The sequence below is a fragment of the Bacillus sp. JJ1764 genome (assembly GCF_036962145.1).
Taxonomy (GTDB): Bacteria; Bacillota; Bacilli; order Bacillales; family Cytobacillaceae; genus Neobacillus.
Genome location: NZ_JBALNY010000088.1, coordinates 441 through 24150 on the forward strand (window position 1 = coordinate 441; position 23710 = coordinate 24150).

Here is a 23710-nt window from a genome sequence, read left to right on the forward strand (position 1 = left end):
CGTAGCCATTTAATACGGTAGCACCGATCTTTGCCGTCTCTTCCTTATGTGTTACAACTAGCTCGATATAGTTAGCAAAGCCCTTATTGCTAGGATTTTTCGCGACATTGTACGTTACACCTTGCTCTTTCAATAAGTGCAATACGTTAATTAAATTAACAGAATCACTTAAATGATAGGAAAGAATGCCACGCAAAATGGTGCGAGTTAATAGTTTCGTATCTTCATCCACTAAGTCGCCAAAGTAATTGACTTCAATTTTCGTTGGCGCTTTTTTCCTTAATAATTGCACAGCTAATTGTCCAATTTGATCGCCTAGCAGCAAATATGGCTGCAGTTTTGCCTGTGCCTCACCGGACATTTGTGGCATGTTGACTGCATTTTGAATGGATTGTGTCTCAAAGATTTCAATGATTTCTGCGCTTACTTCCTGAGCAACCTTTTCTTGTGCCTCAACAGTGGAAGCACCAAGGTGTGGAGTGACGATAATATTTGGATTTTGCAATAATTCTGGATCCGCTACTGGTTCTTTTTCAAAAACATCAAGGGCGGCCCCGGCGACATGGCCGGATTGAATGGCACGTACCAGTGCTTTTTCATCAATAATTCCACCACGGGCACAGTTGACAAAACGTACGCCTTTTTTAGTACGGCTTAAAAATTCATCATTAATAATGCCGCGAGTGTCATTCGTTAATGGTGTGTGAATCGTGATAAAATCAGCTTCCTCCGCAATCAAATCTAGGCTTGCTTTCGTAATGCCCAGTTTTTTGGCACGGTCTTCAGTCAAATATGGGTCAAATCCCAAAATATGCATGCCAAAGCCTTTAGCACGTTTGGCGACTTCAGTACCGATTTTTCCCATCCCTACAACACCAAGTGTCTTTTTATATAATTCTACACCCTTAAAGGAATTGCGGTCCCATTCTCCAGAAGTAGTTTTTAAGTGGGCTTGTGGAATTTTTCGTGCTAGTGAAAGCATCATCGCCAAAGTGTGCTCGGTTGCTGCTATCGTATTGGCGCCAGGTGCGTTAATAACAATAATCCCTTTGCGAGTAGCGGCGTTAACGTCAATATTATCAACACCAACACCTGCGCGAGCGATCACCCGAAGGTTCCCTGCTGATTCTAAAAGTTCCTCGGTAACCTTTGTTTGACTTCTCACAATCAGAGCGTCATATTCACCGATAATGGTTTTTAGTTCCTCGACTGGCAGAGTTGGCTGCCTTTCCACTATAAAATTGGGATGGTCCATTAAACTTTGTAAACCTGTGCTGCTAATTCCGTCCGTTACTAATACCTTATACATGATTAATCTTTCCTCCTTTGTTATTTTCACTTTTTAAAAATGTAAGTGACATTTGCATCCATCCTTTCTATTTTTCGCCTTGAAGATTATGAGAAAAGTAATGTATAAAAACAAAACGTCCCCCATAACAGACTAATAGTCATGTTATGAGGGACGTGGATTAACGTGGTGCCACCCTCTTTTGCTGCATAAAGATACCTGCAGCCTCAGTTACATAACGGTTTTACCCGGGCATGCCTACTTCAAGCGTTTCAGCTGCCAGTTCAGAAGGGCTGGCTTGATAAGACCTGGCACCGGTTCGCAGCGACCACCGGCTCTCTGAGGCCATTCCTTATTGCCGTCTTCATCATTACTGTTTATCATATATAGAATAACGCGAATAAATTGAAATTTCAAAAATCACATTAAATATAGGCACTATTCTACATGGAAAACTTCAAGATTGTAAAGAGATAAAGTAAAAAAAATTTTCGAAAAATTTTTAAAAAAATAGGAATCTTGATTTAACTAGGTAGTAAGCGATTACAATATAAAACAATGAAAACATATCTATTGTAAAAAAATGAATAGAATCATATAATGTCTACAACAGAAATACATTTGTTCACTGCAGGTAGACAGAGCGGAGGGGTAACAGGTGAAGGCCATATCGATTGGGTTGTTAGGATTAGGCACGGTTGGTTCGGGTGTAGTTCAAATTATAAAAAATCACCAGGACAAACTCATGCATCAAGTCGGTTGTCCGGTTGTCATAAAAAAAATTCTTGTTCAAGATGTACAAAAGCCCAGACCGGTGGAAATCGATCCTGGACTTTTGACAAATAATGCTGATGAGATTCTATTTGATAAAGAAATCAATGTCGTCATCGAGGTAATGGGCGGCGTGCAGGATACGAAAGATTATTTAATTACGGCATTGCGTCAAGGGAAACACGTGGTAACAGCCAATAAGGATTTGATGGCATTACATGGCTCAGAGCTGTTGACAGTTGCTTCCGAGCATGGCTGCGATTTATTCTATGAGGCGAGTGTGGCGGGCGGAATTCCAATTTTAAGAGGTTTAGTCGATGGTCTGGCTTCTGACCGAGTTACGCAGATGATGGGGATTGTAAATGGTACAACCAACTTCATTTTAACGAAAATGAGTAATGATGGGTGCTCCTATGAAGAAGTTCTGAAGGAAGCACAGCAGCTTGGCTTCGCCGAAGCCGATCCAACATCTGATGTCGAAGGATTAGATGCTGCACGGAAAATGACGATTTTAGCTACCTTGGGTTTTTCCATGCACATTGATTTAGAAGATGTAAAGGTACAAGGAATATCAAAGGTCACGGATGAAGATATCCGTTATGGAAAACAATTAGGTTATACGCTGAAGTTGATTGGTTATGCCCACCGGGAAGGGGAAAAGGTGGAAGTCAGTGTTGCCCCTACATTCCTTTCAGATAACCATCCATTAGCCTCTGTACGAAATGAGTATAATGCTGTTTATGTGTATGGGGAAGCAGTGGGAGAAACGATGTTCTATGGACCTGGGGCAGGAAGTCTGCCAACCGCAACAGCCATTGTCTCGGACTTGGTTGCTGTCATAAAAAACCTAAGACTAGGTGTGAATGGAAAAAGTGCAGTAACTCCGCAGTATCCTAAACAATTAAAGGATGACTGTGAAAAGTATTCCAAGTATTTCCTTCGCATCCATGTTCAGGATGAGGTTGGGGTATTTGCAGATATTACATCCATTTTTGCAAAACATGGCGTCAGCTTTGAAAAAATTCTACAATTGCCAATTAAGAAACATGAAACATCTGAAATTGTGTTAGTGACCCATCATGCTTCACTAACTAATTATGATCAAATTCTACAAGAATTAAATGATTTAACTGCAGTAAAAGAAATAAAAAGTGCATATAGAGTGGTGAGGAAATCATTATGAGATGGCAAGGATTATTAGAAGCGTATAAAGAATATTTACCAATTAGTGAAGCAACTCCAAAGTTAACATTAAACGAAGGGAATACTCCGTTAATTAAACTCGAACGCCTTTCTGAAGAATGGGGAGTGGAGCTTTATGTAAAAACGGAAGGAACGAATCCAACCGGGTCTTTTAAAGACAGAGGAATGGTCATGGCTGTAGCCAAGGCCTTGGAAGAGGGAAGCAAGACGATTATTTGTGCTTCCACTGGAAACACGTCAGCTGCAGCGGCAGCCTATGCTGCACGTGCCGGTATTAATTGTATTATCGTCATCCCTGAAGGAAAAATTGCTATGGGGAAACTAGCTCAAGCGATGATGTACGGGGCTGAAATTATCTCTATCGAGGGCAATTTTGATCAGGCATTGCAAATGGTTCGGAACATCAGTGAAACGGAGCCTATTACCCTTGTTAACTCGGTTAACCCGTATCGTCTTGAAGGGCAAAAAACAGCCGCATTTGAAGTTTGCGACCAATTGGGTTTTGCCCCTGATATTTTAGCAATCCCAGTAGGAAATGCCGGTAATATCAGTGCCTATTGGAAAGGTTTTAAAGAATTTGCCGAGAAAAAAGGTACAGGCTTGCCTCGCATGTTTGGATTTGAAGCAGCGGGTGCAGCTGCTCTTGTCCATAACAGGGTATTTGAAAATCCAGAAACGATTGCTACTGCAATTCGAATCGGAAATCCTGCAAGTTGGGATTTGGCAGTTGCCGCTGTCCAAGAATCGGATGGTCAGTTTGATGAAGTAACAGACGAAGAAATTTTGGCAGCTTACAAAAAGCTTGCATCATCAGAGGGTGTATTTGCTGAACCGGCATCATGTGCTTCTATTGCAGGGGTTTATAAAAGTATTCAGTCTGGAAAAATTGCCAAAGGATCGAAAATTGTAGCGGTTCTTACCGGTAATGGTCTTAAGGATCCGGATACAGCTATAAACAATAGCCTTGTTAAACCAACTCAATTGGCAAATGATGAACAGGCAGTGAAGGACCATATTCAAGGGGTTGTCCTTCATGCCACAAAATAATCGGTTCATCATCAAGGTGCCGGCCAGTACGGCCAATTTGGGCCCTGGATTTGATTCCATTGGAATGGCCTTAAACTTATATTTAACCTTAGAGGTTGAAAAAAGCGATCACTGGTTCTTCACCTCTGATTCAAATGAGTTAAAGGATCTACCAACTGATGAGCAACATTTTATCGCACAGGTAGCCATTCAAATTGCTAAGAAGTTCGGGAAAGTCTTAGCACCATGTAAGGTTAAAATGGAAAGTGAAATTCCGTTGGCTAGGGGTCTGGGTTCGAGCGCATCTGCTATAGTAGCCGGGATTGAGCTAGCTGATTTAATTGGAGAGCTGGGGTTAACCAAGCAGGATAAGCTACTGTTAGCTACGGAAATGGAAGGACATCCAGATAATGTTGGGGCTTCAGTATTTGGCGGACTAGTTATTGGCTGCTATGTGCAAAATGAAGTAGATATGCTGTCATTCACCAATCTTCCGATAGAAATTGCTGTGGTCATTCCAAAGGAAACGTTATTGACCAAGGATTCACGAGGTGTGCTACCTGAGACATTCTCGCGTAAAGATGCCATCCAAGCATCTTCAACAGCAAACCTCCTAGTCGCCGCTTTGTTAAAGGGAGACTGGGAGTTGGCAGGAAAGATGATGCAACAGGATTCGTTCCACCAACCCTATCGTAAGCCGCTGATTCCTTTCTATGAAGACATAGAATTTACTGCTAAATCAAAAGGAGCTTTTGGGGTAGCATTAAGCGGTGCTGGGCCGACCATGATTAGTTTCATTGAAAAAGGTAGCGGAAAACGTTTGGTAGATGGATTACAAACCCATTATCCCGAAATGACAGTGAAGCTTTTGCAAATTGATTACGAAGGTAGTCGGGTTGTTGAGGCAGAAAAATTTGTAAAATAGAAATGGGGCAGCTTGCATAGCTGCCCTTTCCTTTACCCTTTAATCCCATGAAGCCACTCCTTATAACATTCCTCACAAAGGGTTTCATCTCTTTCCTGATTTGCAGAAATAAAGGAAACATGATGAAACTTTGTATCCTCAATTTCATCTGAACAATAAAAGCAAGTTTCAATCATTAAAATCCTCCTTGTAAAATTAATTAATTTAGTTTTTTCAGGAATTACTGTATTTATAACTGGAGAATTTTTGTTCGAGTAGGGGTATTGTATGATTAGAGACATCGGAAAGGGAGCGAACCAAAATGAATATTTTAAATAAAGTAATCGTTGTAACCGGTGCAGCAAATGGCATTGGAAAAGGTGTTGCCCAAGCTTATGCTGAACAAGGAGGCAAAGTGGTTCTTGCTGATATGGATGCCGAGGCCGGACAAAATCTGGTGCAAAGCATCAAAGAACAGGGGGGAGAGGCCATTTTTATCAAAACAGACGTCAGATCTGAGACAGATATTATCACCCTTTTTGCTACAGCAAAACATACATACGGAACGGTAGATACACTAATTAATAATGCGGGTAAAAGTGAGTTCACTCCTTTTTATGAGTTAACCATCGAGCAATGGGACGATGTGATCAACACCAATTTACGAAGTGTATTTCTTTGTTCAAGAGAAGCGGCCAAAATTATGCGCGATCATGCTCAAGGCGGCTCAATCGTAAATATTGCTTCCACAAGGGCCCTGATGTCAGAGCCAAATTCCGAAAGCTATGCTGCTTCAAAAGGAGGAATTGTTGCGATCACCCATGCGCTCGCTGCTTCTTTAAGCGATGACAGGATTACGGTAAATGCAATATCTCCAGGGTGGATTCATACAGGGGATTACGAAAAACTAACTCCAATTGATCATGAACAACATTTATCCAAACGGGTCGGGCGACCAAGTGATATTGCCAGAGCATGCCTCTATCTGACCGCAAAGGAAAATGACTTTGTAACAGGTATTAACCTCATCGTTGATGGGGGCATGACGCGGAAGATGATGTATGAGGAATAGAACACTGGGATATTTCTCGGACAAGGAGCCAAATGTGTGGTAAAATAATGTAAAAATTGCGAAAATTTATTTTAGGAGGCCAGATTCAATGAAGCTTCCGATCATTCAGACAAAGCTCCGTATCCCAACTGTCAAAGATGATTTAATTCGAAGGGCAAAGCTTACGCAAAAATTAAAGGGCATTTCTAAATATCCTTTAACGATTATTCATTGTGCTGCAGGCTATGGAAAAAGTACAGCTCTTGCCTTGTTTATTAAGGATGAAGGCATGGACTGCAGCTGGTATTCGATTTCATCATTGGATGATGATATTCTGCCGTTCCTCTCTCATATGATCCATTCGATTCGAAGGATGGCCCCTGATTTTGGTACAGAGCTATTGAACTATATTGAAACAATGGACCGCTTTATTCGCAATGAAGAGATAAGTCTATTATCTTCCTTGTTTATTAACGAAGTCCTTGAAACTAACCATGAAATTACTTTGATATTGGATGATTTTCATCAAATTGAACAGTCCTATACGATCAATGCCTGGATGGAGAATGTATTGGAGCATATGCCTGACAATTTACATCTTGTTATATCTAGCAGGAGCCGCCCAGTTTGGAAGTTGCTGACTAAAATGAAGGTTACGAGTCGACTTTTAGAGATCTCAAGAGAGGATTTAATCCTAAACATCGAGGAAATGGAATTATTGTTAACCGATCTTTACGGATTAGAACTGGCCCCCAATCAATTACAAATGATTTATAAAATGTCAGAAGGTTGGGTTATTGCCTTGTGTATGATTGCCCAGCAGCTTCCCCTAAAAAATGACATTTCTGATTTGTTTGAGCATTCATCCCAATCCCTACAAGACTTTTTTCAATACTTAGTTATGGAAGTGTTTTCAAAACAACCGCCCATCATTCAGCAATTCTTGGAACAAACTGCCATTTTTGAAGAAATAGAGGAGAAACTGTGTGCCGAAGTGACCGGAATACAGGCAGCAGGCGGCATGCTTGAGCAATTAAAGGATCGGAATTTATTTATTCAAAAAATAGGCCCCAACCACTACCGTTACCATGCCTTATTTAAAGAATTTTTAGAAGATAGTTTCCAAAAAAATCATCCTGGCCAATATGCTGTATTTCATGAAAAATGTGCTCGGTATTATGAAAAAGAAGAGTTATGGGAAAAGGCGCTATATCATTATAAAAAAATTAAGCATGTAAGGGCGATGGCTGCTATTTTACAAGGAAAAGGTTTTGGTATGCTAGGTGGCGGGATGCTTGAAAGTCTAATGGATTTATTGAAGATGATTCCTGATGCGGAGATGGAGAGATATTATGTACTCTGGTTATTAACGGCAGAGGTTTATCGCTATCGTTCCCAATATCATGAAGCAGAAATGTGCTACGATAAAGCATTCTCAGGGGCTCAAAAGAGGCAGGACCATTTGGGAATGAGTAAAGCGCTAGAAGGAAAAGCAATGATCTATTTAGATACAATCCAGCCGTTTCATGCTGAAAAGCTTTTATATGAGGCCATTCAATATCGTGAAAGATGCTCGTGTTTGATAGAAGAGAACGGTAAGTTGTATGAGTTATTATCTGAAAACCTTCTTAATTCCGGTAAGGCAAAAAAAGCAGAAAAGTGGCTGGAGAAGGCAAAAAAATTAAATATCTCCAGTTTTGATAGTAATTTGGAAGCAAGGCTATATTTAAGGACGGGGCGCTTTGAAAAAGCAAAGAATCTGCTTTATTTGAAAAAGGAAGAAATAAAAATGGGTGAGCTGATGTCTTTGCCACAAGCTCATCGGGAGACGGATTTATTATTAGCGTTAATTGAAGCTTTTACGGGGGAAGGGGAAAATGCAAAAAAGCTTGCACAGGCAGGAATTCAGCAAGGGAATAGTTTGAAGGCCCCTTTTGTAGAGGCATGCGGTTGGATTCGGATGGGGCATGCCGTTCAAATATTAAATAAATATGAGATTGAATTAGCGGAAAAATGTTATCAAACAGCTTTGGAAATTATGGAGGAGCTTCACATTGACCGTGGGAAAGCAGAACCGTTAATGGGGCTGTGTATCCTATATGGCAAAAAGGGTGAATTTGGACGGGCCATGGTGGCAGGTAGAAAGGCCTTGCAGGAAACGGAAAAGGCTCATGATGTTTGGCTTTCTGCCCTGATCATTCTTTGTATGGGAATCGCTTGTGTTTATAATGAACGCTATGCAAAAGCACTTGTTTTTTTAGAGCAAGCAGACGAGTTATTTGAAAAATGTGAGGATTCCTATGGACAGATGCTGACGAAGTTTTGGCGATCATACCTCTATTTTCTTGAGAAAAAGCAAGATTTATTTAAGGAAGCCATTCAACCTTTTTTAAGTTTGGTTCAATTACATGAGTATGATTTCTTTTTCCATAAACGCTCCGTATTCAGCCCAAACGATTTACAAGTGTTTGCTCCACTTCTCTTGGAATCGCTTAAACTAGGTATTCAGAACAATTTTGCGGCAAAAACACTTGAAGAGATGGGAATCACAACGTTAGATTCGCATCCTGGCTACTCCATTCGCGTTCAGACCCTGGGCCAATTCAAAATCTGGATTGGCGATAAAGAAATTGACGATAAGGACTGGCAGCGTGAAAAGGCAAAGGAAATTTTTCAATTATTGGTGACGAAGTATGAGCCTTTAGCCAAAGAACAGATCCTAGGGATTCTGTGGCCAAATCAAGATAAAAAAAGTGCTGATCGGGATTTTAAAGTAGCATTAAACAGTCTCCATCATGTATTGGAGCCTGGACGAAAGGCGAGAACCGATCCCTTTTTCATTATCCGAAATGGCGGTTTTTATGGCATGAATCCACTGGCAGTCGTTGAATTGGATATGGTCAAGTTCCAGGAATGGCTTCAAATAGGTCTTAATGAATTGGATCATGATAAGGCCATCGAGTACCTAGAGAAGGGTTTGCGCTTATATTATGGGGATTATTTGCCAGATCGGCGATATGATGATTGGTGCATTGGGAAACGCGAAAGCTTGTTGGTCTATTTTTTACGCGGGGCTGAAAAAATGGCACAAATTATGGTTCGCAGGGAGAATTATGATAAGTCCATTTATTGGTGTGAGCAAATTTTAGCAAGGGATCAAACATGGGAGGAAGCCTACCGATTAATGATGTATTGTTATTATCGGAAAAATAATCGGCCGCAAGCCATGAAATGGTACCAAAAGTGTTTAGAGGTTTTAGAAGAGGAACTAGGTGTGACTCCACTAGAGCCAACAATGCATATGTACGAAATGATTATTGATTCGGAACAACTTCAATATTCTCCGAAGCAGCCTTAGATTAAGGGCTGTTTTTTTTGTAACTTTTTTGCAACTGCTCTTATTTATTCTGAATTCAAGCATGACCAAAGACTACAAAAAGTTAAGGGGGAAGAAATGTGAGGAGAAAGTGGGCATTATTAGGTTTCCTTATTTTTACGTTGCTTTTTGCAAGCGCATGCAGCTCTGATAAATCTTCAACAGAGTCAGGGGGCAAAGCAGGAAAAAAAGATCCAGTTAAAATTGGAGTTCTTGCTTCTAAAACAGGAGCTTTAGAGTCTTACGGAAAGCAAACATTAAGAGGATTTGAACTAGGGCTTGAGTATGCGACAGATGGAAAGATGGAAGTAGCCGGAAGAAAGATCGAGTTTATCGTAGAAGATACTGAAACAAAGCCGGAAGTTGCTGTGCAAAAGGCAACCAAACTACTAGAAGAAGATAATGTGGATTTCCTAGTAGGATCGTCAAGCTCTGCGGATACATTGGCTGTCTTGCCGCTCGCTGAGGAATATCAAAAAATTATGGTGGTAGAACCAGCCGCTGCTGATAGTATTACAGGCTCAGAGTTTAATAAGTATATGTTCCATTCAGCACGTAATTCATCTCAAGATGCCATGGCCGGAGCGGCCGCCATTGCGAAAAAAGGTGTAAAGATTGCAACACTTGCTCCTGATTATTCTTTTGGTCGTGATGGAGTAGCTGCCTTTAAAGAAGCTGCCAAAAAGCTGGGGGCACAAATTGTCAAAGAAGAATATGCGGATCCGACCGCAACAGATTTCACGTCCAATATCCAAAAAATTATTGATGCCAAGCCGGATTACCTATTCGTGGTTTGGGCTGGAGCTAACTCTCCATGGAAGCAAATTGGCGATATGAAGGTTCAGGAAAAAGGAATCAAAATTTCAACGGGAGCACCGGATATTGCTGCACTATCAACCATGGAACCACTTGTTGGGATGGAAGGGTTCACTGTGTATTATCACGATCTGCCTAAAAATAAAATCAATGACTGGCTTGTAGAGCAACATAAGAAAAAATATAACGGTGAGGTTCCGGATTTATTTACTCCAGGTGGAATGAGCGCCGCGATTTCAATTGTAGAAGCATTAAAGAAAACAAATGGAGACACAGATGCAGATAAACTTATTGAGACGATGGAAGGGATGAGTTTTGATACGCCGAAAGGAAAAATGACCTATCGTCCGGAGGATCATCAGGCATTACAACCCTTATACGCGATTAAACTCGAGAAAAAAGAGGGCGTTTCTTATCCAGTGCCTGTATTGATTAGGGAATTAACTCCGGAGGAAACGGCACCTCCGATTCGCAATAAAAAGTAATAATGGTGAAGGGGTTACTTGGTACGCTATGGCTAGCCCCTTCCTTATTTTTAAACACAAGGTGGTGAACGAATGGCAACATTAATTGAAACTAATGATCTGTCGATTACTTTTGGCGGTCATACAGCAGTAGATTCTGTTAATATTACTGTTCCTGAAAAGCATTTTAAGTCGATCATAGGTCCGAATGGGGCAGGTAAAACAACATTCTTTAATCTTTTGAGTGGTCAATTACAGCCGACAAAGGGAAAGATTTTTTATAGAGGAAAGGACATTACCGCTTTTTCACCAACCAAACGAACGAGAGCCGGGATTGGCCGCTCCTTTCAAATCACCAATGTTTTTCCAAATTTAACCGTGCTTGAGAATGTGAGATTAGCCGTTCAATCACGAGCAGGAGTCCGTTATCAGATGCTATTCCATTATAAAAAATATCGGGATTTTGAAAAAAAAGCACTAGAATGGCTCCGCCTTGTGCTTTTGGAGGAAAAAAAAGATTCTCTTGCCAGTAATCTGGCCCACGGGGAAAAACGAAAACTCGAAATGGCGATGCTTTTGGCATTGGAGACAGAGGTTCTATTATTAGATGAGCCAACCGCTGGCATGTCCCTTGAGGAAGTACCAGCGATTCTAAAAGTAATTAAGCGGATCAAGAACCAAGGGAATCGGACCATAATCTTAATTGAGCACAAAATGGATATGATATTGGATCTATCGGATTCGGTCATGGTGTTATTTAATGGAAGGTTATTAGCGGATGGAACACCGGAGGAGATCATGAAGAATGAAACCGTCCAGTCTGCTTATTTAGGAGGGCATTATGAGTAGCCTATTGAAGCTTAACGAGATCGAGACTCATATTGGACAATACCATATTCTTCAAGGGGTATCCTTCGAAGTAAAACAGGGCGAAGTAACGGTTTTGCTTGGAAGAAATGGTGCGGGAAAAACAACTACATTAAGAACGATTATGGGCTTAAATCCAGCTTCTAGTGGAAGTGTCGTTTTTAAAGGAGAACCCATTCATGCGCTGCCAACCTATAGCATTGCCAAAAAGGGAATTGGATATGTTCCCGAGGATCAAGGAATCTTTGCCGGATTGACGGTTGAAGAGAATATGAAGGTGGCAATTCAGAAGGAGAATCAGGAAACGGTTAAGCGAATGGAGTGGATATTAAAGTTATTTCCGGATTTAAAAAAGTTTTGGAAAAAACCAGGTGGCCTGCTCAGTGGTGGGCAAAAGCAAATGTTATCAATTGCCAGAGCCTATGTAAATGAAAATGAGCTGCTGTTAATTGATGAGCCAAGTAAAGGACTAGCACCGATTGTAGTCGAGAAGGTAATGGATTCCATCCTCCAAATGAAGGACCAAACTACAATCGTATTGGTAGAACAGAATTTTATGATGGCAAGTACAATCGGTGATTGTTTCTACATCATTGATGATGGCAGAACGGTAAACCATGGAACGATGAAGCAATTAAAGGAAGATGAAGAAATGAAACGAAAATATTTAGGAATTGCCTAGGAGAGGAGGAAAGCATCCTTGGACTTGTTTATGAATTTAGCATTAAATGGCTTGGCAACGGGCATGCTGATTTTTTTATTGGCCGCCGGCTTAACTCTCATTTTCGGCTTAATGGATGTATTAAATTTTGCCCACGGCGGGTTATTCGCCTGGGGAGCATACAGTGGTCTTTGGATTTATTCGAAGACAGGCAGCTTTATCATCGGAATTATCGGGGCTATTATAACTGGGTTTATTCTAGGGGTCATGATGGAGAAATGGGTGATAAAACCAGTTTATGGGAACCATGTTCAGCAGATTTTAATTACCCTGGGACTCATGATGGTCTTGTCAGAAATGCTAAAGGTTATTTGGGGTCCAAACCAGATAACTGCAGCACCCCCAAGCTATTTGAAGGGAAGCTGGGAGATTGGGGATATCAATATTATTAAATATCGTGTGTTTATTATTTTAATAGGCCTGCTAATCTTTTCCAGTGTGCAATTTATGCTTAAAAAAACAAAAATCGGACTCGTTGTTCAAGCTGGTGTTATGAATAAGGAAATGGTTCAGGCACTTGGCATTAATATCCAAAGAGTCTTTATGTTTGTCTTTATGATTGGCGCTGGGATGGCCGCACTTGGCGGTATGTTGCTTGGCCCATATTCCGGGGTGATCCATGCAGGAATGGGAATGGAATTTGCGATATTAGCCTTTATCGTTGTGGTTATTGGCGGAATGGGAAACTTTAAGGGATCTGTATTGGCAGCTATTTTAGTCGGACTTTCTGGGGCGTTTATGGCTTACTACGTCCCGGATTTATCATTGGCGGTCAATATGATGTTAATGGCTGTCGTCTTAATTATTCGGCCACAAGGCCTGTTTAGTGCAAAGGGGTGAGGGAAATGAGAAGATTTGCCGATAAAAGATGGAATGGTATTTTTATTATTCTTATTGCGTTCCTTTTCCTATTACCCTATGTTTATGAATCTAGGAACCTATTGATCCTATTGACCCAAGTGTTTGTATTTTCAGTGTTTGCCATGAGTTATGACTTGCTAATCGGCTTCACAGGTATTGTTTCGTTTGGTCACGCGATGTACTTTGGGATTGGTGCCTATTCATTTGGAATTTTTATGAAACGGTTTGAGCCGGAAATGGTCTACTTTTTGTGGGCGGTTCTCACAACGGTAATCTTAACGGCTGCCGTCAGTTTTCTTGTAGGTTTGTTAACTTTACGTTTGAAAAGCCACTTCTACGCCATGTTAACACTATCCTTATCTGGTTTATTTTTAGTCCTTGCAGAAAAATGGCGGAGCTTAACCTTCGGAAATGATGGGTTTACCTTCAGAGTTCCGGAACTTTTTATTGATCGTACTAACTTTTATCTTCTGTGCCTTATCCTCATGGCCGTTGTTTTCTTAGCTTTAAAACGATTTACGAATTCTCCGTTAGGACGTGTGCTGCAGGCAATAAGAGAAAACGAACAAAGGACAGAGTCACTTGGTTTTCACGTTCTCCATTATAAAATTACCGCTAGTGTTGTTTCTGGTATTCTAGCCGGGATTGCCGGAATTTTATATGCGATTTCCCTCCGTTACGTCAATACGAGTGTCTTTTCCATGGACATTACCTTAGATGCCCTTTTGATGACGATTATTGGCGGTGTGGGAACACTGATTGGAGCCATTATTGGAGCGGGAATTATTGAATTTTCGCATCACTGGTTAACCGGGCTGGCAAAGGAGCATTGGATTTTCGAGAGATGGATTATATTCTTTGGGATTATTTATATCTTAGTCGTCATGTTCTTCCCGCAGGGCATTGTCGGAACGCTAAAGAAAATAACCTGGAAACGCAAGAAAAGCCTTGCAGTTAAAAAAGAGCAAAAGGCTGCGAGCTAAAAGGAGGGACAAATGAACACAAAACAAATTGCTTCTTTCGTTGTCCGCTTTCAAGTAGCTGCTGTGGAGAAGAAAACTGGGAACAAGCAATGGCGAATAAAGGTAACACATGTCCAAGCGGAAAGGGAAACGCTATTTGAGTCTATCGATGAGGCGATGACTTTTATGAAAAAAATAGCAGAAGATTCATAGAGGAGGTTGTGATGGTTGCAAATTGGTATACTCAGCACCGGAACTTATTTACCAAAAGGTGTGATGACTGGGAAAGAAATTGCAGAACTAGCAGGTCTTCCAGTTGGGATTGTCGAAGGGAAAATGGGAATTAAGAAAAAACATATTCCCGGATCAGATGATCATACATGTGAAATGGGAAGGATTGCGGCCCAAAGGGCAATTGAAAAAGCGGGCATCGACCCCTTAGAGATTGATCTGGTGATCTATATTGGGGAGGAACACAAGGAATATCCTCTTTGGACGGCTGGAATTAAGCTTCAGGAGGCGCTAGGTGCCTATCGTGCTTGGGCCTTTGATGTTGCCCTTCGATGCAGTACAACGGTGATGGCCTTAAAAGTGGCTAAAAATATGATGATAGCTGATCCGAATATTCAAACGGTCCTGCTTGCGGGCGGCTATCGGAATGTTGATTTCATTGATTACAAGAATCCGAGAACTAGATTTATGTATAATCTTGGTGCTGGTGGTGGTGCCATATTATTGAGAAAGGATTATCAAGAAAATCTGCTGCTAGAAACCGAGCTCATTACGGATGGTTCTTTTTCAGAAGATGTTGTGGTTGTTGCCGGTGGGACCAAGCATCCAATCACTCATGAAGCACTTGAAAGAAGGCTAAATACACTGGATGTACTCGATCCTGTTGGAATGAAGCAGCGCTTGGAGCAAAAGTCGATGGGTAATTTTTTAAAGGTGATCCGGGAATCCGTACGAAAAAGTGGCTTTTCTGAGAAAGAGATCTCCTATTTAGCGATGCTGCATATGAAGCGGTCGGCACATGATTATGTACTTGCCGAATTAGGTTTGGTAGAGGAACAATCGATTTATCTGGAGGATTTCGGCCATATTGGTCAAATCGATCAAATATTATCTTTGGAGCTGGCATTAGAACAAGAGAAAGTAAAGGAAGGCGATGTTATTGTTTTTGTCAGTGCCGGAATCGGCTACGCTTGGGGAGCCACAACGATTAAATGGGGGTAGGGTGAATAGTATGAGTAAAGTGATCATGAAGGAAGTACTTTTACCAAATGGGGAAACTTTGGCCTATCAAGAAAGAGAAGGCGGAGACATAAAGGTATTATTAGTTCATGGAAATATGACCTCTTCTAAGCACTGGGACCTGGTAATCGAAAACATGGATGATAAATTTAAAGTATATGCCGTTGATCTAAGAGGTTTTGGACGTTCAAGCTACCAGCAACCAATTATGTCTATTAAAGATTTTTCAGATGACCTTAAGCTGTTTGCTGATCAAATTGGATTATCAAATTTTGCGATCGCCGGATGGTCAACTGGTGGTGCAGTAGGAATGCAATTTGTTGCTGATTATCCCGGCAATTGTAATAAGCTGATATTACTTGCTTCCGCATCTACTAGAGGATATCCGCTGGATGGGAAATTGACAGAAATGGAAGTGCCACGCAGATTGACAATGCATGAGGAAATTAAGCAAGACCTTATGCGGACCATTCCCATTCAAACCGCTTATGACACGAATGATGTCGCCATGTTAAAACTAATTTGGAATTCGGTGATATATACACATAATCAGCCGGAGCCTGACCGTTATGAGGAATATGTTCAGGATATGCGAACACAGCGTAATCTGGCCGAGGTGTACCATGCCTTAAATACGTTTAATATCAGCCACAAGTCTAATGGTTTAGTTGAAGGTAACGGGAGAGTGGATGATATCCATGTGCCTGTATTAGTTCTCTATGGTGAGCGGGATATGGTTGTGGTAAGGGAAATGACGAACGAACTGATTGGGGATTTAGGGAAGAAAGCGAAAGTGGTTGAATTAAAAAACTGCGGACATTCAGCGTTAGTAGATGACCTGCCGCAATTATTAAATGCGATGGAGCAATTTTTGGATCGTGAGGTACAAGTATGAGACTACAAGAGAAAGTGGCCATTATTACGGGCGCAGCTAATGGGATAGGTTTGAAGGCTGCTGAGATCTTTGCCCGTGAAGGAGCAAAGGTAGCCATGGCTGATTTCAATAAAGAACAAGGGGAAGAGCGTGCAAGTGAACTTCGTGCACAGGGATATGAGGTTCGTTTTTTCCAGGTGAATGTTTCTGATCGCCAAAGTGTAGATTCTATGATTGAACAAGTAATTGATCAATACGGTGATATTGAAATTCTCATAAATAATGCCGGAATAACCCGAGATGCCATGCTGGCAAAGCTAACAGCAGAGGATTTTCAAACTGTCTTGGATGTTAATTTAACGGGGGTATTTCACTGCACTCAGGCTGTTCTGCCTTCCATGATCGCAAAGGGAAAAGGAAGAATCATCAATACATCGTCAGTATCTGGAGTTTATGGAAATGTTGGGCAAACCAACTACGCTGCCACGAAAGCTGGTGTGGTCGGGATGACAAAGACATGGGCAAAAGAACTCGGGCGTAAGGGGATTACGGTTAACGCGGTTGCTCCCGGATTCATTGAAACTGGAATGACCGCCAAAGTTCCTGAGAAAATCCTTAATCAAATGAAACAAATGGTACCGCTTGCCCGTTTAGGTAAGCCGGAGGATATTGCGAATGCCTATCTATTCCTCGCTTCTGATGAAGCAAATTATATAAACGGAACCGTTTTGCATGTTGATGGTGGAATTATGATGTAATCAAGAGCGGCCCATGGTGGTCGCTTTTTTTATGGAAATAGGTATGTAACTTCTCTGTAACTAACAGCAAGTAAGATAATTCCATCTACTAGTGAAGGAGCGATTGTTCGGTGATGTGGGAACTGGATTGGCTTGAAAATCGAGCAAGATTATCCCCAAACAAGAAGGCCATTATAGAGGAAGTGACAAATAAAGCTTGGACATTTGCAGAGTTAAATAATCGGGCTCGGTCCGTTGCCGGTTGGCTAAAGCATAATGGCGTAAACAAAGGGGATCGTGTAGCCTTGCTTGCTCCTTCCCATTTATGTTATTTTGATTTACTCTTTGCCTGTGGAAAAATTGGTGCAATTTTTGTGCCGCTTAATTGGCGGCTTTCCATACATGAAATCATGGAGATCATAGAGGATTGCGAACCAGCAATGATTGGAATTCATCAGGAATTTCGTGATCGATATCATCCATTGGCCAAACAAGTGCCAGAATCGTTTTATATAGGCAATGAGGAATATGAAAAAATAGCTGTATTTCAAGGTACTGCTGGTTTTATAGATGATATTGATGAAGCCGACCCGCTGGCGATGATTTACACGGGAGGTACAACTGGTAAACCAAAAGGAGTTGTTTTAAGCCATCAATCTATCTTGTGGAATGCTATGAATACCATAATCAGCTGGGGGTTAGCTGAAGATGAAGTAACTATTAACTATATGCCAATGTTCCATACGGGTGGATTGAATGCTTTAAGTATACCCATTCTAATGATTGGCGGTACGGTTGTCATCGGGGGGGCATTTACGGGGGGAAAGGCGGTGGACTCTATCAATCGATATCGCTGTACAATCATTCTTTTAGTTCCTACGATGTATCATATGCTCATCCAAACAGAAGAATTTCAGAGAAGCAGCTTCCCAACAATGAAAATTTTCTTATCCGGAGCGGCACCTTGCCCATTAACCGTTTATGATGCCTTTCTAAAAAAAGGTCTAGCTTTTAAGGAGGGCTACGGGTTAACTGAAGCCGGTCCGAATAATTTTTATATTAGTCCGGAGCAGGCAAAAATGAAACGAGGCTCAGTGGGGAAATCGATGTTATTTAATTCCGTGAAAATTGTCAAACAGGATGGGGTAGAGGCAGAATCAAATGAAGTGGGAGAAATTTTAATAAAAGGAAAACATTCTTTTTCGTTGTATTGGAACAATGACCGCGCCACACGGGAAACGTGGAAAGATGGCTGGATTCATACGGGGGATCTGGGAAAAAAAGACGAACAGGGCTTTTATTATATCGTTGGCCGTAAAAAGGATATGATTATTACAGGCGGAGAGAATGTTTATCCACTCGAGATTGAGCAATGGCTAAACGCACATAGAGCAATCGATGAGGTTGCAGTAATTGGTTTACCAGATCCCAAATGGGGGGAAATTGTTACGGCTTTCATTGTGCTAAAGCCATCATGTTCGATTAAGGAGGCGGAATTAATAAGCTATTGTGAGGTAAAGTTGGGAAGATACAAAATTCCAAAACAATTTGTGTTTTTAGAAGAATTGCCGAAAACCCATGTGGGCAAAATTGATAAAAATCAATTAAAAAATATTCAAGTATAAAAGGAGAACTCTACTGGGGGTTCTCCTTTGTCATTTCTGAGCAAGATTCAAAGCTGTTTCTGATATGCTTAAATCCAGCTGTAGTTGTTCACTCAAATCATGCGGGTGATAGTATCCTTTAGCTATCATGTAATTAATAATTTTCTCATGGGTGGCAATAGCCGTATTCATCTGTTTCCGTAACGCTGCTTTTAATTCTGGTGTAGTAGTTTCGGTAATTGCCACTGCATAATTTCTTACCGCTGCTTTTGCAGAAATCAGAAAGTCAGTCGCTATTACCTGATCTGTCAATCCACCCATCCCCATGATGTTTTGGATTAATCCATTCACTCGTTATCCCTCCGATCCGTTAAAAACTTTTGTAGCTCCTGAATATGCTGAATTCCCACCGTTACATCATCAGCCAGAATCGTTTGCAATTCGACATCTTGAGCCAGTTTACTCATTGTTGCTGCCTTGGTTAAACAGAGATTTTTAAAAGCAAGCAACTCATGAAGATCCAATGTTTCATGAAGAGCCAAATGCTTTGTCATTGCTGCTGCCCCTATTCGAATGTGATTTTTCCTTTGTTATCCTTTCAAAATTAACTCTTCTTTATACACTCTGTATAAATGAAAAACATTAGGGGGGAAAATACTATGATAATTATTCAGGAGGGTATCAAAATGACAGGTTTGGCACCACATGAAACAATGGAAACCCATGAAATGATTAATTTTAAGACGGTTTGTTTATTAAAATCCAAACTAATGATGGGAATTTGTTTTGATAATGAATTGAAATCCCTCATGGAAAAAGATGTTCTGCAATCAAAGCGAGATCTTAATGAGTTGATTCAATTTTATAAGCAAAGCCAATTATTACAATAAATGGGGTGAAAAAATGGAGGATTATTTAGATCCGCGAAATGCAGAAGGAATGCCCAATTTGGCAGATTCCGCTTTTGCCATGGACTTTTTGCTAGGTATTAAAACTGGAATTCGAAATTATGGATTTGCTATCACGGAAACGGCCAATCCAGACCTACGCAGGATGCTCCATAAACAAATGGAATCAGCTATTGATCTGCATACTGAAGTTTCAAACCTAATGATAAAAAAAGGCTGGCTGAACCCGCATAATCTAAAGGAACAATTCCCCGTGGATTTAAAATCTGCTGAAACAGCCATCCAAATTTCTGAATTAAAGTTATTTCCAAGTGATACAGACCGCCTTGGCATGTTTGCGACGCCAAATAAATAAAGGAGGGTCTAGCGATGAAGGCAGTTACATATCAAGGTATTAAGAATGTAGAGGTAAGAGAGGTAAAGGATCCAGTCATAAAAAATTCGGATGATATTATTGTCAAAGTGACCTCCTCTGCGATTTGTGGTTCAGATTTACATTTAATTCATGCAATGATTCCCAATCTCCCGACGGATTTCGTCATTGGTCATGAACCTATGGGAATCGTTGAAGAGGTAGGACCTGAGGTGACAAAGTTAAAAAAAGGCGACCGAGTGATAATTCCGTTTAATGTGAGCTGCGGTCATTGTTGGTATTGTACCCATGATTTGACCAGCCAATGTGACAACGGCAATCCGCATGGGCAGGGCTCCGGTTTCTTTGGCTATTCCGAAACAACCGGTGGCTATGCCGGAGGACAAGCAGAATATATGCGAGTTCCATTTGGGAACTTTACCCCGTTTAAAATTCCTGATAATTGCGAAGTGCCGGATGAAAAGCTAGCCTTATTGGCAGATGCAGCTCCAACTGCTTATTGGAGTGTCGATCATGCAGGGGTTAAAGATGGAGATACGGTAATTATTCTTGGATGTGGGCCTGTTGGTCTATTAGCACAGAAATTTGCCTGGCTAAAGGGAGCCAAGCGGGTAATCGCTGTGGACTATGTAAATTACCGTCTGCAGCATGCCAAACGAACCAATAAAGTCGAAATTGTGAATTTCGAAGACCACGAAAACGTTGGCGATTATCTATTGGAACTTACCAAGGGCGGGGCTGACATTGTCATTGATTGTGTAGGAATGGACGGGAAGATGACCCCACTTGAGTTTCTGGCTTCCGGAATGAAACTTCACGGCGGGGCAATGGGAGCGATCGTTATTGCTAGTCAGGCTGTTCGGAAAGGCGGCACAATCCAAATAACCGGAGTTTATGGCGGCAGGTACAATGCTTTTCCACTTGGCGATATTTTTAATCGGAACGTTGACTTGAAAACTGGACAGGCACCGGTTATTCCGTACATGCCGTTTTTGTATGACATGATCAATAACGGGAAACTGGACCCGGGTGATATCATTACCCATGTCTTGCCATTAAGTGAGGCAAAACATGGGTACGAGGTATTTGATACAAAAATGGAGGATTGTATTAAAGTAATTTTAAAACCATAATGAAGTTTGCGGGCCATGTGAGCCCGCTTATTTTTTTATCAGTTCAGGTGCATAATCAATAAATAATTTGGAAAAAATCGATTGGGTTTTCTGAACATTATAAACGAGATAAAAAAATCTTTCATCATCAAAATCACAGATTTCATGCATTTCTAACATGTTTTGCCGCTGGTATTCTCTTGCTGCTATTTCCGAAAGAATAGAAATAGCGACATCTTGCACAACGAATTGCATTAAACTTTGCCCATCTTCAATAAAGGCAATTATATTGAACTGGTCCTTTGTAATGTGTTTCTTTTTTAAAAATCGTTCCAGAATCGCATTTGTGCCTGAATCCGAACTTCTCATTACAAATGGTAAATGAAGGATATCTTGTATTTGGACAGGGCCGGAAATGTCAACTTGCTTAGAAGTGACAAGAACCAGTTTTTCTTTAAAAATGGGAATATAGCAGAGCTTTTCATTAGCGTACTTCTCTCCTAAAATTCCGAGATCTACAGACCCGTTTAATACCTTTTCAGCAACATTTTTCGAAGAGGCTTGATCAATATGAAAAATAATATCCGGATAAAGCTCCCGAAATTCTTTTACCATTTTAGGCAGCATAAATTCTCCAGGAACAGAACTGGCAGCGATTCTAATCATCCCTCGTAATTTAGTCAGGCCTTGTTTTAAATCCATGATGGCTTGATCCTTTAAAAGCAGCAGCTTCAGAGCCCATTGATACAATCGTTCACCATGTGGCGTTAATATAATCTCTCGGCCGATTCGGTCAAATAGCTGAAGATTGAGTGATTTCTCCAAGCCATGAATATGAGAACTCACTGTTGACTGACTTAAAAAAATATCCTCAGCCGCCTTAGAAAAGCTTTTATGTTCCACCACTTTTGTAAACACAAAAAGCTGGTGCAAATCTAAATCCATATAAATGTTCTCCTTAGCTATTTATAAAATCGATTTGTATTGATTGGTGAAATAGATAAATTGAATTTATAATAGCATACCAGTTTTTTATAATAAAATAGTGCACTTTATTTAAAAAGTTTCTAACATTTTTCCATTGAAAAGGAGTTGTCTATGGAACATCCATTTGATTTGCTTTATGATGCAGGTCCGGCAGGTTGCGGAGAATTAATTATGAATTTATTTTTAACAATGAAAAAAATGAATCAAGGACAAATCATTAAAGTGATTTCGTATGATCCAGGTGCAAGAGAGGACTTGCCTGCATGGTGCCGCTTGCAGCAGCATAATCTAGTAGAGAGGCAAGATTTTGGCAAAGTAAGTCATTATTTTATTGAAAAAGGCTAATTCTGCCTTTTATATATATTACTATGAAATATGGAGGAATCATAAATGGCTGGGAAATTTTTAGTGAGTTTAACAAATGCAATGAACAATCCTGATAAAGCAACAGTTGGGTTTGTAGTGGCAAACACAGCAGTGGCATCAGGCCAGGAAACAGTTGTATTTTTAAATGTTGATGGTGCTTACCTTGCTTCTAAAGGATATGCTGATGACATTCATGAGGAAGGCTTCGCCCCATTAAAACAATTAATGGATCAGTTTGTCGAAGCTGGTGGAACTCTGTGGGTATGCAGTCCTTGCTTTAAAAAACGCGGGTTGGATGAAGAAAATTTGATTGAAGGTGCCACCATTGTCGGCGGTGCAAAATTAGTAGAGTTCCTAAGCCAAGGCGCAGCCTCTATAACTTATTAATATAGGAGAAACATATGTACAATCCTCAGGCAATATGTGATGGCGGAGATTTGGATTGTGGGTCAGGTCTTTTGCTGATTATAAAAAAAGCAATTGATCCATTAGCACCGGGTGAGGTCTTGGAGGTACGCAGCAGGGAAAGAACCGTTGCGGAAGACTTGCCTGCATGGTGCCGAATGGTTGAACACGGATTTCTAGGATCTGAACCGGGCGAAAATACCACTCGCTATTTTATTCAGAAGGGTTCGGATCAAAGGGAATTGGAACAGGATTTGCAGGCCGCTAAGGGTTACCAATGGAGTGTTCGTGTACGGGGTGAACGGGATCTTACTGCAAAAGTACATTCCCGAAATCATTCATTTTCAGTCGGACAGCCGGCTGATTTTAGCCCAAAAGTACCTGCACCCAGCGCGATTGATTATTTGCTGGGTTCACTGGGTTCGTGTTTAACAGTGGGTTATAAAGCACAAGCCTCTCGTAGAAATCTTGAGATTGACCATCTTGAGATCTCGTTAAAAGGCCGTTTAGAGAATGTTTTGTACCATTTGGAATTGGATGAGGAAGGCAGTCCGAAATTGAATCTAATTTCAGGGAATTGTTATGTATCTTCGCCAGAGTCGGAGGAAGTACTTGAGGAGATTTGGAAGAAGACGTTGGAACGTTCACCAATCTATCAAACTCTTAAGCAATCAATTCCAATTGAAATCAAATTTTCGATTGTATTTTAACAGGAGGTAAACAAGTAATGGGGTTACCTAAATTTCCGACTACTGTCATTGGCAGCTGGCCGCGTTCAAATGA

Annotated in this window: 26 protein-coding genes and 1 other annotated feature; of the genes, 21 read left to right on the forward strand and 5 right to left on the reverse strand. The window is 40.8% G+C overall.

Annotation, left to right across the window (positions count from 1 at the left end; all coding sequences use genetic code 11):
• On the reverse strand, window positions 1-1309 hold a 1309-nt coding region (gene serA / locus V7083_RS13370), incomplete at its 3' end, for a phosphoglycerate dehydrogenase (RefSeq protein WP_335478505.1).
• 146 nt (window positions 1310-1455) lie between these two features.
• Window positions 1456-1668 (reverse strand) — a binding site (T-box leader).
• Window positions 1669-1946: 278 nt separating this feature from the next.
• Between serA and V7083_RS13375 the strand changes: the two genes are divergently transcribed.
• Genes V7083_RS13375 through thrB form a run of 3 tightly spaced genes read left to right on the forward strand, consistent with a single transcriptional unit; the run spans window position 1947 to window position 5213 of the window.
• Window positions 1947-3242 (forward strand): homoserine dehydrogenase, encoded by a 1296-nt coding sequence (locus V7083_RS13375; protein ID WP_335478507.1) that lies wholly within the window; start codon window positions 1947-1949, stop codon window positions 3240-3242.
• Window positions 3239-4309 carry a threonine synthase gene (thrC, locus tag V7083_RS13380; RefSeq protein ID WP_335478509.1) on the forward strand — a complete coding sequence of 357 codons (1071 nt, stop codon included), beginning with the start codon at window positions 3239-3241 and terminating at the stop codon, window positions 4307-4309. Before V7083_RS13375 ends, thrC begins: the two co-directional genes overlap by 4 nt.
• On the forward strand, window positions 4296-5213 hold the full coding sequence (gene thrB, locus V7083_RS13385) for a homoserine kinase (RefSeq protein WP_335478511.1): 918 nt from the start codon (window positions 4296-4298) through the stop codon (window positions 5211-5213). Before thrC ends, thrB begins: the two co-directional genes overlap by 14 nt.
• 32 nt (window positions 5214-5245) lie before the next feature.
• On the opposite strand, the gene V7083_RS13390 is transcribed toward thrB, so the two are convergent.
• Entirely contained in the window at window positions 5246-5389 is a 144-nt protein-coding gene (locus V7083_RS13390) for a hypothetical protein (RefSeq protein WP_335478513.1), read from the reverse strand.
• A 125-nt stretch (window positions 5390-5514) separates the two neighbouring features.
• Here V7083_RS13390 and V7083_RS13395 point away from each other — a divergent pair, with 125 nt between their 5' ends.
• The 12 genes from V7083_RS13395 to V7083_RS13450 all read left to right on the forward strand — a co-directional run bounded on the left by V7083_RS13395 (window position 5515) and on the right by V7083_RS13450 (window position 18797).
• On the forward strand, window positions 5515-6264 hold the full coding sequence (locus tag V7083_RS13395; protein ID WP_335478515.1) for a glucose 1-dehydrogenase: 750 nt from the start codon (window positions 5515-5517) through the stop codon (window positions 6262-6264).
• An 88-nt stretch (window positions 6265-6352) separates the two neighbouring features.
• Entirely contained in the window at window positions 6353-9601 is a 3249-nt protein-coding gene (locus V7083_RS13400) for a BTAD domain-containing putative transcriptional regulator (protein ID WP_335478517.1), read from the forward strand.
• Between the two features lie 98 nt (window positions 9602-9699).
• Entirely contained in the window at window positions 9700-10920 is a 1221-nt protein-coding gene (locus tag V7083_RS13405; RefSeq protein ID WP_335478519.1) for a substrate-binding domain-containing protein, read from the forward strand.
• 72 nt (window positions 10921-10992) lie between these two features.
• Window positions 10993-11748 (forward strand): ABC transporter ATP-binding protein, encoded by a 756-nt coding sequence (locus tag V7083_RS13410; protein ID WP_335478521.1) that lies wholly within the window; start codon window positions 10993-10995, stop codon window positions 11746-11748.
• Window positions 11741-12448 carry an ABC transporter ATP-binding protein gene (locus tag V7083_RS13415; RefSeq protein ID WP_335478523.1) on the forward strand — a complete coding sequence of 236 codons (708 nt, stop codon included), beginning with the start codon at window positions 11741-11743 and terminating at the stop codon, window positions 12446-12448. The genes V7083_RS13410 and V7083_RS13415 overlap by 8 nt, the downstream gene beginning before the upstream one ends.
• A gap of 18 nt (window positions 12449-12466) precedes the next feature.
• Window positions 12467-13327 (forward strand): branched-chain amino acid ABC transporter permease, encoded by an 861-nt coding sequence (locus V7083_RS13420; protein ID WP_335478525.1) that lies wholly within the window; start codon window positions 12467-12469, stop codon window positions 13325-13327.
• A 5-nt stretch (window positions 13328-13332) separates the two neighbouring features.
• Complete coding sequence (locus V7083_RS13425; protein ID WP_335478527.1) at window positions 13333-14331, forward strand: branched-chain amino acid ABC transporter permease; 999 nt, start codon at window positions 13333-13335, stop codon at window positions 14329-14331.
• A gap of 12 nt (window positions 14332-14343) precedes the next feature.
• Complete coding sequence (locus V7083_RS13430) at window positions 14344-14523, forward strand: hypothetical protein (protein ID WP_335478530.1); 180 nt, start codon at window positions 14344-14346, stop codon at window positions 14521-14523.
• Window positions 14524-14538: 15 nt separating this feature from the next.
• Window positions 14539-15543 (forward strand): 3-oxoacyl-ACP synthase, encoded by a 1005-nt coding sequence (locus tag V7083_RS13435; protein WP_335478533.1) that lies wholly within the window; start codon window positions 14539-14541, stop codon window positions 15541-15543.
• A 10-nt stretch (window positions 15544-15553) separates the two neighbouring features.
• Window positions 15554-16456, forward strand: coding sequence for an intracellular short-chain-length polyhydroxyalkanoate depolymerase (phaZ, locus tag V7083_RS13440; protein WP_335478536.1), 903 nt, complete (start codon window positions 15554-15556; stop codon window positions 16454-16456).
• A complete protein-coding gene (gene fabG / locus V7083_RS13445; protein WP_335478538.1) occupies window positions 16453-17193 on the forward strand; it encodes a 3-oxoacyl-ACP reductase FabG in 741 nt (246 codons plus the stop codon). Before phaZ ends, fabG begins: the two co-directional genes overlap by 4 nt.
• 110 nt (window positions 17194-17303) lie before the next feature.
• On the forward strand, window positions 17304-18797 hold the full coding sequence (locus V7083_RS13450; protein ID WP_335478540.1) for an acyl-CoA synthetase: 1494 nt from the start codon (window positions 17304-17306) through the stop codon (window positions 18795-18797).
• A 30-nt stretch (window positions 18798-18827) separates the two neighbouring features.
• Here V7083_RS13450 and V7083_RS13455 read toward each other — a convergent pair whose 3' ends face one another.
• Together V7083_RS13455 and V7083_RS13460 are read right to left on the reverse strand one after the other, a co-directional pair.
• On the reverse strand, window positions 18828-19127 hold the full coding sequence (locus tag V7083_RS13455) for a spore coat protein (protein WP_335478542.1): 300 nt from the start codon (window positions 19125-19127) through the stop codon (window positions 18828-18830).
• The gene (locus V7083_RS13460) at window positions 19124-19330 is read right to left on the reverse strand and encodes a hypothetical protein (RefSeq protein WP_335478544.1); all 207 of its coding nucleotides are present in this window, start codon (window positions 19328-19330) and stop codon (window positions 19124-19126) included. The genes V7083_RS13455 and V7083_RS13460 overlap by 4 nt, the downstream gene beginning before the upstream one ends.
• Before the next feature lie 105 nt (window positions 19331-19435).
• Between V7083_RS13460 and V7083_RS13465 the strand changes: the two genes are divergently transcribed.
• From V7083_RS13465 to V7083_RS13475, 3 genes are read left to right on the forward strand one after another with little or no spacing between them, the layout of a single operon-like run.
• Entirely contained in the window at window positions 19436-19666 is a 231-nt protein-coding gene (locus V7083_RS13465; protein ID WP_335478546.1) for a spore coat protein, read from the forward strand.
• 13 nt (window positions 19667-19679) lie between these two features.
• Window positions 19680-20039: a spore coat protein gene (locus tag V7083_RS13470; protein ID WP_335478549.1), complete on the forward strand. Its 360-nt coding sequence runs from the start codon at window positions 19680-19682 to the stop codon at window positions 20037-20039.
• 14 nt (window positions 20040-20053) lie between these two features.
• Complete coding sequence (locus V7083_RS13475; protein ID WP_335478551.1) at window positions 20054-21190, forward strand: zinc-dependent alcohol dehydrogenase; 1137 nt, start codon at window positions 20054-20056, stop codon at window positions 21188-21190.
• A 27-nt stretch (window positions 21191-21217) separates the two neighbouring features.
• Here V7083_RS13475 and V7083_RS13480 read toward each other — a convergent pair whose 3' ends face one another.
• Window positions 21218-22114, reverse strand: a complete 897-nt coding sequence (locus V7083_RS13480; RefSeq protein WP_335478553.1) for a selenium metabolism-associated LysR family transcriptional regulator — start codon at window positions 22112-22114, stop codon at window positions 21218-21220.
• A gap of 153 nt (window positions 22115-22267) precedes the next feature.
• On the opposite strand from V7083_RS13480, the gene V7083_RS13485 reads away from it, so the two are divergent.
• From V7083_RS13485 to V7083_RS13495, 3 genes are read left to right on the forward strand one after another with little or no spacing between them, the layout of a single operon-like run.
• Window positions 22268-22501: a sulfurtransferase TusA family protein gene (locus V7083_RS13485; protein ID WP_335478555.1), complete on the forward strand. Its 234-nt coding sequence runs from the start codon at window positions 22268-22270 to the stop codon at window positions 22499-22501.
• Window positions 22502-22546: 45 nt separating this feature from the next.
• The gene (locus tag V7083_RS13490) at window positions 22547-22909 is read left to right on the forward strand and encodes a DsrE family protein (protein ID WP_335478557.1); all 363 of its coding nucleotides are present in this window, start codon (window positions 22547-22549) and stop codon (window positions 22907-22909) included.
• 14 nt (window positions 22910-22923) lie between these two features.
• Window positions 22924-23637 (forward strand): sulfurtransferase TusA family protein, encoded by a 714-nt coding sequence (locus tag V7083_RS13495; protein ID WP_335478559.1) that lies wholly within the window; start codon window positions 22924-22926, stop codon window positions 23635-23637.
• Window positions 23638-23710 lie beyond the last annotated feature (73 nt).

Bases quoted from the DNA above. Each gene is read 5' to 3' on its own strand.
- thrB (WP_335478511.1), top strand. From the start codon at position 4,296: ATGCCACAAAATAATCGGTTCATCATCAAGGTGCCGGCCAGTACGGCC.
- V7083_RS13410 (WP_335478521.1), top strand. From the start codon at position 10,993: ATGGCAACATTAATTGAAACTAATGATCTGTCGATTACTTTTGGCGGT.
- V7083_RS13475 (WP_335478551.1), top strand. From the start codon at position 20,054: ATGAAGGCAGTTACATATCAAGGTATTAAGAATGTAGAGGTAAGAGAG.
- V7083_RS13485 (WP_335478555.1), top strand. From the start codon at position 22,268: ATGGAACATCCATTTGATTTGCTTTATGATGCAGGTCCGGCAGGTTGC.
- V7083_RS13470 (WP_335478549.1), top strand. From the start codon at position 19,680: ATGGAGGATTATTTAGATCCGCGAAATGCAGAAGGAATGCCCAATTTG.
- V7083_RS13465 (WP_335478546.1), top strand. From the start codon at position 19,436: ATGATAATTATTCAGGAGGGTATCAAAATGACAGGTTTGGCACCACAT.
- phaZ (WP_335478536.1), top strand. From the start codon at position 15,554: ATGAGTAAAGTGATCATGAAGGAAGTACTTTTACCAAATGGGGAAACT.
- V7083_RS13490 (WP_335478557.1), top strand. From the start codon at position 22,547: ATGGCTGGGAAATTTTTAGTGAGTTTAACAAATGCAATGAACAATCCT.
- thrC (WP_335478509.1), top strand. From the start codon at position 3,239: ATGAGATGGCAAGGATTATTAGAAGCGTATAAAGAATATTTACCAATT.
- V7083_RS13460 (WP_335478544.1), bottom strand. From the start codon at position 19,330: ATGACAAAGCATTTGGCTCTTCATGAAACATTGGATCTTCATGAGTTG.
- fabG (WP_335478538.1), top strand. From the start codon at position 16,453: ATGAGACTACAAGAGAAAGTGGCCATTATTACGGGCGCAGCTAATGGG.
- V7083_RS13390 (WP_335478513.1), bottom strand. From the start codon at position 5,389: ATGATTGAAACTTGCTTTTATTGTTCAGATGAAATTGAGGATACAAAG.
- V7083_RS13480 (WP_335478553.1), bottom strand. From the start codon at position 22,114: ATGGATTTAGATTTGCACCAGCTTTTTGTGTTTACAAAAGTGGTGGAA.
- V7083_RS13395 (WP_335478515.1), top strand. From the start codon at position 5,515: ATGAATATTTTAAATAAAGTAATCGTTGTAACCGGTGCAGCAAATGGC.
- V7083_RS13430 (WP_335478530.1), top strand. From the start codon at position 14,344: ATGAACACAAAACAAATTGCTTCTTTCGTTGTCCGCTTTCAAGTAGCT.
- V7083_RS13400 (WP_335478517.1), top strand. From the start codon at position 6,353: ATGAAGCTTCCGATCATTCAGACAAAGCTCCGTATCCCAACTGTCAAA.
- V7083_RS13495 (WP_335478559.1), top strand. From the start codon at position 22,924: ATGTACAATCCTCAGGCAATATGTGATGGCGGAGATTTGGATTGTGGG.
- V7083_RS13415 (WP_335478523.1), top strand. From the start codon at position 11,741: ATGAGTAGCCTATTGAAGCTTAACGAGATCGAGACTCATATTGGACAA.
- V7083_RS13425 (WP_335478527.1), top strand. From the start codon at position 13,333: ATGAGAAGATTTGCCGATAAAAGATGGAATGGTATTTTTATTATTCTT.